Here is a 13,727-nt window from a genome sequence, read left to right as displayed (position 1 = left end):
GACCACAAAAATCTCAAAATGTTAGAAAGCTCTCTGATAAGGCAGAATACCTTTCTGCAGCATATCGGCGGTACCCAAGCTGTAGTTGGTTCCCAGTCCGCGAAGTGCGAAGGTGAACGAGAACTTGTTGTCATACTTACTGTTTGGTTGAGAGGCGGTGGAATCCCATGAGGTAATTTTACGTTCATAGTTCACGCCGACAGACCAACAGCAGGTGTTGTACTGAAGACCGACCAGAGAATCCGCGGTCTGGTTAGCATTGGTGTCGTAATAGTAAGCGGCAACCAGCGCCCAACGGTCTGCAATAGGAATACTGCCGATAGTACCCACTTGGCTGATCCCTTGGTTATACAGATCGTTACTTGCATAACGTGGGATCATTGCGGTCACGTATTCAGGGCTAGCATAACGATAGTTTAACTGGATCATCGTTTCGGCATCTTTACGATATTCCATTATTGCATCGCCTAGCGCGACGCTGTTTAAACGGGTGTCATACTGCAAGCCGCCACGGATGCCCCAATGGTCGGTAATTTTCCAATAGGAATCGCCTGCCCAAACCAGACTGCCGGTATCTTTATCTTTGTCAGTCGACAGCGTTTCATCACCGGTACGTGAACGTTCGAAGTAGTAGATTTGACCCAAAGAAGCGTTAAACCGTTCAACCAATGCATCATCATAGATACGGGTTGTCAGACCGGTAGACATCTGGTTTGCCGAAGCAATACGGTCCAGACCGCTATAGATGCGGTCACGGAACAGACCGGTATAGTCCATCTGTAGCAGCGTAGAGTCGTAAACGCCAATATCACTTTGATCACGATAAGGGATATACAGGTACTGAGCGCGCGGTTCCAGCGTCTGGGTATAGCCTTGAGCCCAGTCCATATCACGGTCAAAGGTGACTTTGCTGTCAACTTTAAACTCAGGCATCACTCGGTTAACAGAATCAGCCAGATGAGCCGCTGAACGGTTAGTGGTGTAATAACTGTCTGGTACTGTTTGCTGATAGTGAGTTGCTAACAGTTTGGTTTCAGTATTCACGCTTGCCCAACCGTTAGACCAAGGAAGATCTATCGTTGGTTCAAAGTGATAACGATCGGCCTCTGGCTGATTATCGCTTTCATTGGTGAATTTAACCGCCTGACCATACATATGCAGGTCGAAGGGACCGATGTCATTTTTGTAATAGTTCAGGTCTAACTGCGGCTCAGCACGATATGAGTTCGAGTTACCCGCGTCCGCAAAGACTTGGAACTGCGTGGTTGATAGGGTCGCATTCCAGTTTTGCTCAGCGTATCCCAAGCTGAATTTCTGCGTGGCATAACCGTCGGTGCTGGAACCGTGAGTCGAATCCAGATCGTTAAAGTAGTAAGGATCGCTTACCTTGGTGTAGTCGACGTTGAAACGCCACACCTGATCCATTACACCGCTGTGCTGCCAGTAGAACAACCAACGCTTTTTATCGTTTTCTGCGTCGGAAATATTGTTCTTATTTAAACGATCGTCGGCATATTGCTTATCTTGGTTTAACCAATCCAACTCCATCAAGCCGGAACCCGCAACGGTCAAGTAACGGAATTCGTTCTGCAATTGCAGACCACGGTTTTCCATGTAGTGCGGGGTGATGGTCGCATCGACCTGTGGCGCGATGTTCCAATACCACGGCAGGCTGAACTCAACGCCGTCTGTGCTGGAGTATTTAAAATCGGGGATCAAGAAACCTGAGCGACGCTTATCACCGAGAGGCAACTGAAGGTACGGGCTGTAGAACACGGGCACTGGGCCAATCTTAAAGCGGGCGTTCCAAATTTCAGCGACTTCTTCCTGACGGTCCTGAATAATTTCAGAACCGGCGACGCTCCAGCTGTTATCGCCCGGCAAACAGGAGGTAAATGTCCCGTTTTCCAGAATGGTATAGCGGTTTTCAGCGCGGGTTTTCATCAGGTCCGCGGTGCCGCGACCTTGACGACCGACGAACTGATAGTCGCCCTGCCATACGTTGGTGTCTTTGTTATTCAAATTAGACCACGCATTGGGGCCTTTCAGTTTTACCTGATTATCTGAATAGTTGACGTTACCAGTCGCGGTCACGGTACGCAGCGGATCGGGCTTATCTTTAAGAAACTTCTGATCCAGCTGAACCTGATCGGCTGTCAGTGTGCTGTTTCCCTGTTCGATGTTCACGTTGCCGCTGAACACCGCATTATCAGGATAGTTGGCATCACTTTTATCGGCCTGAATATGAACCGGTAAATCATTTGGATTGCCGGATACCAGCGGTTTGTTATACATAGGCACGCCGAGCAGGCATTGCTCAGCGAGATCGGCCAGAACGTTCTGGCTATAGAGTGCCGACCAAACCAAGGTGGCAACCAGTGTTGGAATACTTTTTTTCATACGCGGTTTCAGAAGTTCCGTCATCAGAGGCGTCGAGCAGCGAACGGTCAGAGACTATATCACCCCTAAGCGTTACGCTAGTGTTAAATTGACGCATTCTTGGTTGCTGTCGTTAGGCGTCAGAATAAATGACAGGTATGATAAAGCAAATTATGTCCCACGGCATGATGAATTGAGGACGATATGCAGTATTGGGGTAAATTAATCGGATTAGTTCTTGGTCTAATGTCAGGAACGGGCTTTTGGGGTGTGGTGTTAGGGCTACTTATCGGTCATATGATCGATAAATCGCGTCAGGTAAGAAGCAGTGGTTATTTTTCTAATCAGGCTCAGCGACAAGCTCTGTTCTTTAGCACCACATTTCAGGTTATGGGGCATCTCACGAAGTCCAAAGGACGTGTGACTGAGGCGGATATCAACCTTGCTAGCGCGCTGATGGAGCGAATGCAGCTGCATGGCGCGGCCAGAACGGCGGCACAGCAGGCGTTTCGTGAAGGTAAACAGGGCGATTTTCCACTGCGGGAAAAACTGCGCGAGTTACGCAGCATTTGCTTTGGACGTGTCGATCTGATCCGCATGTTTTTGGAAATCCAGCTACAGGCCGCGTTTGCTGATGGTTCGTTGCATCCCAACGAACGTGCAGTTTTGTACGTGATTGCGGAAGAGCTCGGTTTCTCACGTGTTCAGTTTGAGCAGTTTCTTAGCATGATGGAAGGCGGACGCCAGTTTGGCGGTGGCTATCAGCAGCAAGGACAGTATCAGCAGCAGGGCGGATTCGGTGGTTATCAGCGTCAGACGGGGCCAACGTTGGCGGATGCTTGCAAAGTTTTAGGTGTTAAGCCCAATGACGATGCGACGACGATTAAACGCGCCTATCGTAAGCTCATGAGCGAACATCATCCTGATAAGCTGGTGGCAAAAGGATTACCGCCAGAAATGATGGAGATGGCGAAGCAAAAGGCTCAAGAGATTCAGGCTGCTTACGATTTAATTAAGAAAGAGAAGGGTTTCAAGTAATCCTTTCTGAAGAGAGCCCGCATTCGCGGGCTTTTTTACGTTCATTGACCGAAAGACGGCGGCGAGACGGGGACATATCTCCCTTCGGCGCAACGAAAAATAGCGGAGGTTTCTCCGTCTACCCACCATTGTGCCAATTCTGTCGCCGTGCAGCTCAGCCGAATACTCAACCCGCAGCCGCTACTGAGCTGGCGTGGAATATCCGCGACTTTGAATTCTCGATTCTGAGCCTGAAGCCGTTTTTTTAAGCGAACCACGCCAAGCGTGCTGTGGAATAAAAACAGAAATTCATCCTGCATGACTCCTCCTCTTTTTCTGGCGGCACCCCATTAGCGCCGCGCCTATCGCCCCCGCAAATTGAGCGTCGGAGTGCGTCGCCACTGGTGTATTGAGCGTATCGCTCAGATGCTGACGAAATGCGTTACAGCGGCTAACGCCACCGGTAAACAGCACCTGTGGATGTACGCCTAATCGCCCGATAAAGTTGGCGCTGCGGCGCGCCATGGAGTAAACGATGCCCGATAGAATGGACTCAGGTGCGACACCCGCCGAACGTAGGCTGATGACTTCAGACTCGGCAAACACGGTACACATACTGGAGATGGCATGCGGAGCAACGCCTGTGACTAATTCGTCAAGCTGGTGAATTTGTGCGCCAAGGGTGTGTGATATGACTTCCAGAAAACGGCCTGTCCCAGCCGCACATTTGTCATTCATCAGAAAGTCGGTCAGTTTTCCCTCCTCATCCAGATGAATGACCTTACTGTCTTGCCCGCCGATATCAATGATGGTGCGCGCTTCGGAGCACAGAAACCGAGCACCGACGCCGTGGCAGGTGATTTCAGTGACTTGCTTATCGGCAAAATCTATCAAGCCACGCCCATAGCCAGTGAGAGTAAGATGCGGGCGCTCGGTGAGGCCTTCACACAGTTGTGACCATGCTTGCTCAATAGCCTCCTGTGGACGAAATGAAGTCGGAGCGAGAAAACGGCGCAGAATCTGTCCTCCGTTTGCACCATTCAATAAGATCCCTTTGGTCGCCGTTGAGCCTGAATCAATACCAATACTTAAACTCACATGCGCTCCTTACAGCATTTCGATAAACGCACTTACGCGAGTATTGAGCTGGCCTATATCTGAATTGGAGTAATCCGTTTCTATCGCCATATAAGGAACATCATGCTGTTGGCGAACATGGCGCTTAATGGCTAAAGATTCCACGGCGTAGGTATGACAGGCCTGAAGGATCACGTCGATGACGCCATCTACCTGATATTCTTCAATCATTTGGCTAAGCAGGGTTAAACGCTGGGTATTCGGAGAGATACAGGAGCAGCCAATGGCGAGATATTTATCGGTTAACGCATCGTAGACATCGCCTTCTTCACTTACCTGCATTTCGGTAGCTTTAGCACCGGTACAGTTTTCATATCCAACGACCCAACCGCCGTTTTCTTCAATTGCTCGTACCACTTTTTCTGCCGCCCCGCCAATCGGGCAGCCGGTGATCAGTATGCGTGGGCGATCTTCTAACCGCTTGCCTTGTTGGTATTCGCTGCGTACTTTTTCGCTTAATGCATTGAGCTCATCTATCAGGGTATTTTTATCGAACTTGAACGTTGCGCCATATACCACCTTGAGAATTTCGCTACCGGAGAGCGCGGGCGGATTAAGCTGTCCTAGACGGTAGAACGACGACAAGGCGGCCCGTTCGCGGTTTTTTAGCGTAATTGCTGCACGTAAGTCTTGTTCGCTGATGGTGCAGTTGAATTGTTGTTCCAAGGCTGACTGCAAGCGCAAAATTTCGCTGCGCCACAGCGCGCGCGAGGCGGCGTCGTCGGCGCTATTAGGAAGTTGCATCACATGTACAGGCTTAAATTCCGCCATGTATTCGTACATTTTTTTCTTGCCGTCGCAGGTCGTCTCTCCCACCACTAAATCAGAAAAGTAGAAATATGGGCATTTATCTGTTTTGCCAAATCCGTAGCTACTTTTGATTAATGGACACAGGTTACGTGGCAGATCTTTCTCGGCTTCTTCAATCGTTTCATCGCTGGTGGAACAAAGCGAAACCACAACCGCACCGGCAGCCAGCGCGATCTCCTGTGGCATAAAGGTACAGTAGGTGCCAACCAGCGGGATATTCTGTTCTTTAAGTTCTAATACGGTAAGAAAGCCCTGACGGCGGGCATCGGAAAAATGATCGAAAATGGCGGGTAGTTCATTGATAAGAGACATGGCTATTCCTTCCCCGGACCCGGGCGAATGATTAGTAGATAGAAAACCCACAGCAAAAAAGTGCGGTAGGAAAATCGAATGACCGCGAAGGACTATAACCCTAACAAGGTGATGGGTATAGGAGGTGGCTCACAGAGCCACCGGATGAGGAGGGGATTAAAAATCAGGCTCGCAGCGGAAATGCATCGGTGTGCCAAACTCTGGGTGCGTGATCTGTAATTCTTGTGCGTGAAGCTGTAACCGTGAAGCCATCGCTTTAGCTTCTGGGTGAGCGTAGAACTTATCGCCCAGAATGGGGTGGCCTAACGCCAGCATATGCACTCGCAGCTGATGTGAACGTCCCGTGATGGGCGTAAGCTTGACGCGGGTCGAACCATCAGCATCACGACTGAGTACCTGATACTGAGTTTGCGCCGACTTACCATGCTCAAAACACACTTTCTGCTTAGGGCGGTTCGGCCAATCACAAATCAAAGGCAAATCAATCAGACCTTCATCGTGCTCCATATGTCCCCAAACACGCGCGATATAGCTCTTCTTCGGCTCGCGTTCGCGAAATTGGCGCTTGAGCTCACGTTCAGCGGCTTTCGTCAGCGCCACGGCAATAACGCCGCTGGTCGCCATATCTAAACGATGCACTGACTCGGCGATAGGAAAATCGACCTGAACGCGCGTCATCACGCTGTCTTTATGTTCCTCTGCTTTACCGGGAACTGACAGCAACCCGCTGGGTTTGTTGACCACGATGATGTGGTCATCTTGATACAACACGTGCAGCCAAGGTTCGAGCGCGGGGAAGTATTCCCCCAACTTTATCGCCGGTAGCGCCAGATCACCGCCACTGGCGACGGAGTTAATAAGGGTGTTATGCAAAACACCCTTATGGTTCTCAGAAGAGGCCATTATTGATGTGACACCACGATGAGGCGAATCGCATCCAGACGCCAGCCTGCCTGATCCAGATTCTCAAGGACCTGACGACGGTTGAACTCCAGCGTTTCCAGCTCGTCATCACGAATATTCGGGTTAACGGCTTTCAAGGATTCCAAACGCGCTAACTCGGCGCTCAGTTTTTCATCTGCTTCGCGCTTCGCTTCGTTGATCAACGCAGTCGCTTGTTCACCAATCAATGCTTCACCTGCCTGTAGCATAGCGTGCACGTTCGGCTGAACGGCATTGACCAGCTTGCTGGAGGTATGGCGGTTGATCGAGTTCAGCTGACGGTTAAAGCTCTCAAACTCGACCTGAGCCGCCAGATTAGTACCTTTGGCATCGAGCAGCATACGCACCGGCGTTGGTGGCAGGAAGCGGGTCAGTTGCAGATGCTTCGGTGCCTGAGCTTCGACCACATAAATGGCTTCCAGCAGCAGTGTTCCAACGGGCAGCGCTTTGTTCTTCAGCAAGGATACGGCGCAGCTACCGGTATCGCCGGAGAGGATTAAATCCAAGCCGTTACGAATAATCGGATGCTCCCAGCTAATAAACTGAGCGTCTTCACGCGACAGAGCCTGTTCGCGGTCAAAAGTCACGGTACAACCATCCTGCGGCAGACCAGGGAAATCAGGCACCAGCATATGTTCTGACGGCGTGAGGATGATCATGTTGTCGCTCTGATCGTCCTGATTGATACCAACAATGTCGAACAGGTTCAGCGCAAAGTTAACCAAACCGACATCGTTATCTTGGTCGGCAATGGCTTCTGCCAGTTCTTGAGCCGCGTCACCGCCGTTAGAATGCATTTCTAGCAGACGATCGCGCCCTTGCTCCAACTGCGCTTTCAACGCATCGTGCTGAGTACGACACGCTTTGATGAAGTCATCAAAGCCTTCCAACTGAGAAGGCGCCGCTAAATAACCCAACAGCGTTTGATAGCTGCTGTCATAGATGGTGCGACCGGTTGGGCAGGTGTGCTCAAAGGCATCTAGACCTTCGTGATACCAACGAACCAAAACTGACTGCGCGGTGTTTTCCAGGCAAGGAACAAAAATTTTGATGTCGTGGTTCTGGCCAATGCGGTCCAGACGACCGATACGCTGTTCCAGCAAATCAGGGTTAAACGGCAGATCGAACATCACCAAATGGTGAGCAAACTGGAAGTTACGTCCTTCGGAACCAATTTCAGAACACAGCAGCACCTGTGCGCCTTCTTCCTGTGATGCAAAGTAGGCCGCTGCACGGTCACGTTCGATGATGGTCATGCCTTCATGGAATACGGCGGCACGGATCGCTTCACGCTCACGCAGTACCTGTTCCAAATTGACCGCTGAAGCCGCCTGAGCACAAATCACCAACACTTTTTCATCGCGGTGTGAGGTCAGGAAGTTCATCAGCCACTCAACGCGTGGATCGAAGTTCCACCAGGTTGCGTTTTCGCCCTCAAATTCCTGATAAATACGCTCTGGGTACAGCATATCGTTCGCGCGGGCTTCAACCGTTTTCTTGCTGCCCATAATGCCGGACACTTTAATCGCGGTTTGATACTGAGAAGGCAACGGCAGGGTGATTTGGTGCAGCTCACGCTGTGGGAAACCTTTCACACCCTGACGGGTATTACGGAATAACACGCGGCTAGTGCCATGGCGATCCATCAGCATTTTGACCAGCTCGTTGCGCGCATCTACGCTGCCGGTGCCGCCTGCGTTAGCCGCTTTCAGTAACGGTTCAATATCTTGCTCGGCGATCATTTCGCTCAGCATATTGAGCTCTTCGTTGGTCAAATGACCATCGTTGAGCAGCAGGGTGACAGCGTCAGCCACCGGACGATATTTCTGCTGCTCGCTGACGAATTCTTGATAGTCATGGAAGCGGTTTGGATCGAGCAGACGCAGACGTGCGAAGTGGCTCTCTTGGCCTAATTGCTCAGGAGTTGCTGTCAGTAGCAGTACGCCCGGAATGTGCTCGGCAAGCTGTTCAATCACCTGATATTCGCGGCTAGGAGCATTTTCGCTCCAGGCCAGATGATGCGCTTCGTCAACGACGAGCAGATCCCAAGAGGCATCGGCCATCTGCTCTAAACGCTGACGGTTGCGACGCACGAAGTCTAGGGAGCAAATCACCATCTGTTCGGTTTCAAACGGGTTGGTGGCATCCAGCATAGCTTCTGAATAACGAGCATCGTCAAACAGCGAGAAACGCAGGTTAAAGCGGCGCAGCATTTCGACCAGCCACTGGTGCTGTAGAGTTTCAGGCACCACGATCAGGATGCGTTCTGCGCGACCGGCTAGCAGTTGCTGATGAATAATCATCCCTGCTTCGATGGTCTTACCCAAGCCCACTTCATCGGCTAATAAAACACGCGGCGCGTGACGCTGGCCGACTTCATACGCAATGTGCAACTGATGAGGGATCAGGCTGGCGCGCATGCCGCGCAGACCGCTCCACGGCAGGCGGAACTGCTCGCTTTGATATTTACGCGCACGAAAACGCAGAGCAAAACGATCCATACGGTCGATTTGTCCGGCAAACAGGCGGTCTTGAGGTTTGCTGAAGGTCAACTTGCTATCGAGTAATACTTCGCGCATCACGACGTTAGCTTCTTCAGTATCCAATCGGGTGCCGATATAGATCAGCAGACCATTTTCCTCTTTGACTTCATCTATCTTCAACTGCCAACCGTCATGGCTGGTGATAGTGTCACCCGGGTTAAACATAACGCGAGTAATTGGGGAGTCATTACGTGAGTAAAGGCGGTTTTCACCGGTCGCAGGGAAAAGCAATGTCACCATGCGCGCATCCAATGCGACCACAGTTCCTAATCCTAATTCGCTTTCCGTATCGCTGATCCAGCGTTGACCTAAGGTAAATGGCATAGATTATCGACTCAACTTTTTATGTATTGAACACTGATGATTGAACAACTACTGCGTAGGCAGCAGGCGCTGCCGTGGGTAAGTGATTTTCACTTGGCCTACATTAATTAGCGATAGCAGGCCGCTTCGTTGCTTTGAATAAGCAATGAAGTCAATATTTGAAATGAGGGAAGGCCGCTATGTTAATGGATGACAGCGCTTTCGTCACCCCCAAAAAAGATTTGTCTGAATTAAAACAGTCCAAGCTGACCAGCAACCAGCGTAGAAAAGTCATCCTGCATGAAGGGTAAAATAGCATCGGCGACCGGCTGAAGCTGGCGCGAGAGGTAATGATCGTAGTCAATGGGCGCACGTTGGCACTCTAACGGCTCCGGCCCTGCGGTGGTGATGACATAGCTAATCCAGCCGCCGTTTTGATACTGCAACGGACGATTGAGCTCGCGGTTATATTCATCGGCAATTTTCGCCGCGCGCGCATGAGGTGGGATGTTACGCTGGTAATCGCTCAGCTTTCGTCTTAGGCGTTTACGATAAACCAGTCTGTCATCGAATTCAGCGTTCATCAGACGAGCCGCATAATCACGAATAAACTCCTGATACGGCTGTTTGAGGAAAATACGTTGATACAGTTCTTGCTGAAATTGCTGTGCCAAAGGCGTCCAGTCACTGCGCACGGTTTCCATTCCTTTGTACACCATTTCATCGCCTTTAAGCCCTGCATAGCGTTTTTTACTGCCCAGTTCGGCACCGCGAATGGTTGGCATTAAGAAGCGGCGATAGTGACATTCATATTCTAATTCTAATGCACTTTCCAAACCGTATTCGGTGCGAAGATGTTCTTTCCACCACTGGTTTACGACGGTAATGAGATGTTGTCCAATGGCGGCGGCTTGCTGTTCGTCGTGCGCCCGATTAAGCCACACAAAGGTCGAGTCGGTATCTCCGTAAATCACGGGATAGCCTTCAGCCTCGATCAACTCTCGGGTACGGCGCATAATTTCGTGTCCGCGCATGGTGATCGATGATGCCAAGCGCGGATCGAAGAAGCGGCAACCGCTTGAGCCAAGCACACCATAAAAGGCGTTCATGATGATCTTTAACGCCTGTGAGAGCGGCGCATTCTTCTCTCGTTTGGCGGCTTCGCGCCCCTGCCAGATTTGGCTAACGATGTCTGGTAAACAGTGCTGTGCGCGGGCAAAGCGTGCACCGCGAAAACCGGAGATAGAATGCGCGTCGTCTGGTTGTCGCAAACCTTCAATTAAGCCGACGGGGTCGATAAGAAACGTACGGATAATCGAGGGATACAGGCTTTTATAGTCCAACACCAACACGGAGTCATACAAACCGGGGCGAGAATCCATCACAAAGCCGCCGGGGCTCGCCTCTTCAGGCAAATCACCCTGATTAGGCGCCACAAACCCGACGCGATGCATACGTGGCAGATAGAGATGGGTAAATGCGGCGACGGAGCCACCGTTACGGTCAGCATTCAGGCCTGTGACCGTCGCGCGCTCAAGCAAAAACGTCATCAAATGCGTATGGTCAAAAATGCGGGTCACTAGCTCACAGTCTTTCAGGTTGTAATGAGCCAGCGCTGGCTTATCTTCGCGAAAGCGTCGGTCGATCTCCGACATCCGACTGTAAGGATCGTCCATGGCTTTACCCTCGCCCAACAGCGTTTGTGAAACGTTTTCTAAGCTGAACGAAGGGAAATTCCAAAATGCGCTTTTGAGCGCCTCAATGCCGTCAATAATCAACCGGCCGGTGGCAGAGGCAAAAAAATGCCCTTGCTTAAAACCGTGCTCGCGCCATTCTAAAACGTCGCCACCGCGTCCCAAACGCAGCGGTATCGCGTAGCGTTCGGCGTGTTTTTGCAATACGCGTAGGTCAAATTGGATCAGGTTCCAGCCGATGATCGCATCAGGATCGTGCTGCGCTATCCACTGATTTAACGCTTCTAATAGCTGAGGACGACTGTTGACATAGATCAGTTCGAAATCTAACTGACTGGCATCACCGTTTTCTGGCCCCAACATATACACCACGCGCTGACCACAGCCATGAAGCCCGATGGAATAGAGTTCACCGTGCATGGTGGTTTCGATATCCAACGAGACTAGCTTAAGCGTGGGGCGATAGGAGGGGTTCGGTTTCAATTGGGTATTACGCCAAACGCCTTGAGTATCCTGATGGCCAGAAAACCACACCGGAGCACAGATGAAACGCTCCATCAGATAGCGATCCGGTGGGCGAATATCGGCCTCATACAGCGTGATTCCATGTTCCTTGAATGTCTTTTCAAGGTTCATCAGCTGGCGATAGCTGTGACAATAGATGCCGACCACGGGACGATGATGAAAATCCTTCATCGGCAATGGTTTGATTTCCACATGACGTTCGCTATGCAGCAGTTTTTCAGCTTGTGGAAGCTGCTCCGCGGGCAAAAAGGCCACTGCTTTCTGCGGCGGTAGAATAACTTTTTGTGGTCCATTATCGGTTGCCAGCCACAGCTCCACCGACACGCCGGCCGGTGTATCCCGCCAATGACGGGTGAGGACGAAGCCTTGCTGTGGGGATTGGGTCATCGTGGTGCTTTTGGCCGATAAAGGGAAAGTATTGATTGCTAGTATGAGTATTTATACAGTGGTTGTCTACGGGGGGCTTGGCTCTTGTATGTTAGAACGATGTAATGTTTCGTACGCCTAATGCACCGAAACTGATATGCACTCCGTGCCAGCGTCCGAGCAAGGCGGCTCAATCTCCGACTTCCATCCAGATTATTTCTATACTAGAACGGTGAAAGTTTTCGTCCGCCCGTCAGCATTTGTGTTTCCATGACACGGCTGGCGTAGGCGTCCGACGAGCGGTTGCCAGCGCGCAACCTCTCGACTCTCGCGCTTTTTACCGCGTCGTTTGGCCGACCGGTCTCAGAGCGCACATCCTGTACGCCCTCGACCTACCGCCATCTTCCCTGATGGCGGTTCTATCATGCATTTCATTCAACACGAAAAGACAAAACAATATTGGTTTGTCTTTTAAAAGCTTAAGTGTTGGTAGGGAGAGCCGGCACGACAGGGATGTCGTGACGGAGTTTGGGGCGCCCTGGATGGGCGATACCAAACCGGAGCGGGAATGGCGTCTCGGATAAAAGCGCGCGAGTTGAGAGCCCCCGCGCAACGGGGCTCTCATCGGTCGCCTTCGCCAGTGATTTCATGGAAACGCATTTGCTGACCGGCGAACGAAATCTTACACAGCTGCTTCATAAACGGTTGGCGAACGAAATATGACACAGCCGCTTCATAATCGTCATTCAGCCGAAATCCCCACCATTACCTATACTCATTAAGTTACTCATTTGTAAATAAACGTTTATCCCCTCAATGAGATGTTGACGACAAAGAGGGCGCTACGCAAAATCGCTGGCTCATTATTTCCGGTGGAAGAATTATGGAAGCATACCTGCAACACTTGGTGACTCAGTCAGTGGCCTACTCATTGATCGCCGTATTTTTAGTGGCGTTTTTAGAGTCTCTGGCGTTGGTGGGGCTGCTTTTGCCGGGAACCGTCATGATGGCGACGCTAGGTGCTCTGATCGGTAGTGGGCAGGTGAATTTTTACTATGCTTGGGGCGTGGGGATTTTGGCGTGTTTTGCTGGTGACTGGATTTCATATTTTATTGGCCGCGCCTTTAAAGATCCATTACATCGTTGGTCATTTATCAAGAAGAATAAAGCGCTGCTGGATAGAACAGAACATGCGCTGCATCGTCATAGCATGATGACAGTGTTGATTGGACGCTTCGTAGGCCCTACTCGTCCCGTTGTGCCGATGGTGGCGGGAATGTTGGCGCTCCCACCGCGCAAATTTATTCCACCCAATATCATTGGCTGTATTACGTGGCCGCCGGTTTATTTCTTTCCAGGCATTCTGGCGGGAGTGGCGATTGATATCCCCGCCGGTAGTGGCAGTACGCTATTCAAAGTGCTGCTCGCGTTAGTTGTGGTATCGATTTGGATTGCTGGCTGGCTAAGTTGGCGCTGGTGGCGAGAAGGGAAACGCTCGGCGGATAAACTCTCTCAGTGGTTAACACCGCTGCGCCTGCGTATCGCCACCGTGACCATGTGGGGTTTGGCCGCAGTGAGTTTTGTCTTTATGCACAACCATCCCCTCATGCCCATTTATCGCTCGCTATTGTGGAAGGTGGTGCATTTTTAAGGTTAGGGGCGGGTTGATACCAGCCCTTGATATTTAACCTTTCTCAGT

The 13,727-nt window shown here is 51.0% G+C and carries 9 protein-coding genes; 2 read left to right on the top strand and 7 right to left on the bottom strand.

Annotated features, from left to right (window positions below; all coding sequences use genetic code 11):
- Nucleotides 1-21: 21 nt before the first annotated feature.
- The gene (gene lptD / locus K9N75_RS18065) at nt 22-2,424 is read right to left on the bottom strand and encodes an LPS assembly protein LptD (RefSeq protein WP_039185740.1); all 2,403 of its coding nucleotides are present in this window, start codon (nt 2,422-2,424) and stop codon (nt 22-24) included.
- A gap of 159 nt (nt 2,425-2,583) precedes the next feature.
- On the opposite strand from lptD, the gene djlA reads away from it, so the two are divergent.
- Nucleotides 2,584-3,417, top strand: a complete 834-nt coding sequence (djlA, locus tag K9N75_RS18060; RefSeq protein WP_039185742.1) for a co-chaperone DjlA — start codon at nt 2,584-2,586, stop codon at nt 3,415-3,417.
- Nucleotides 3,418-3,458: 41 nt separating this feature from the next.
- Here the strand turns inward: djlA and K9N75_RS18055 are convergent, their stop codons facing one another.
- From K9N75_RS18055 to K9N75_RS18030, 6 genes are all read right to left on the bottom strand, one after another.
- Complete coding sequence (locus K9N75_RS18055; protein WP_008814626.1) at nt 3,459-3,716, bottom strand: putative Se/S carrier protein; 258 nt, start codon at nt 3,714-3,716, stop codon at nt 3,459-3,461.
- A complete protein-coding gene (locus K9N75_RS18050) occupies nt 3,706-4,494 on the bottom strand; it encodes an acyl-CoA dehydratase activase (protein WP_224451973.1) in 789 nt (262 codons plus the stop codon). Before K9N75_RS18050 ends, K9N75_RS18055 begins: the two co-directional genes overlap by 11 nt.
- Nucleotides 4,495-4,503: 9 nt before the next feature.
- The gene (locus K9N75_RS18045) at nt 4,504-5,655 is read right to left on the bottom strand and encodes a double-cubane-cluster-containing anaerobic reductase (protein WP_064572845.1); all 1,152 of its coding nucleotides are present in this window, start codon (nt 5,653-5,655) and stop codon (nt 4,504-4,506) included.
- Nucleotides 5,656-5,811: 156 nt separating this feature from the next.
- Nucleotides 5,812-6,558: a bifunctional tRNA pseudouridine(32) synthase/23S rRNA pseudouridine(746) synthase RluA gene (gene rluA / locus K9N75_RS18040; protein WP_008814623.1), complete on the bottom strand. Its 747-nt coding sequence runs from the start codon at nt 6,556-6,558 to the stop codon at nt 5,812-5,814.
- Nucleotides 6,558-9,464 (bottom strand): RNA polymerase-associated protein RapA, encoded by a 2,907-nt coding sequence (gene rapA, locus K9N75_RS18035; protein ID WP_008814622.1) that lies wholly within the window; start codon nt 9,462-9,464, stop codon nt 6,558-6,560. The genes rluA and rapA overlap by 1 nt, the downstream gene beginning before the upstream one ends.
- A 230-nt stretch (nt 9,465-9,694) precedes the next feature.
- Nucleotides 9,695-12,049, bottom strand: coding sequence for a DNA polymerase II (locus tag K9N75_RS18030; RefSeq protein WP_224451972.1), 2,355 nt, complete (start codon nt 12,047-12,049; stop codon nt 9,695-9,697).
- 862 nt (nt 12,050-12,911) lie between these two features.
- On the opposite strand from K9N75_RS18030, the gene K9N75_RS18025 reads away from it, so the two are divergent.
- On the top strand, nt 12,912-13,679 hold the full coding sequence (locus K9N75_RS18025; protein WP_064572847.1) for a DedA family protein: 768 nt from the start codon (nt 12,912-12,914) through the stop codon (nt 13,677-13,679).
- Nucleotides 13,680-13,727 lie beyond the last annotated feature (48 nt).

Source organism: Hafnia paralvei (assembly GCF_020150375.1).
In the GTDB taxonomy this organism is placed as follows: Bacteria; Pseudomonadota; Gammaproteobacteria; order Enterobacterales; family Enterobacteriaceae; genus Hafnia; species Hafnia paralvei.
This window is presented reverse-complemented; position numbering and strand designations above follow the sequence as displayed.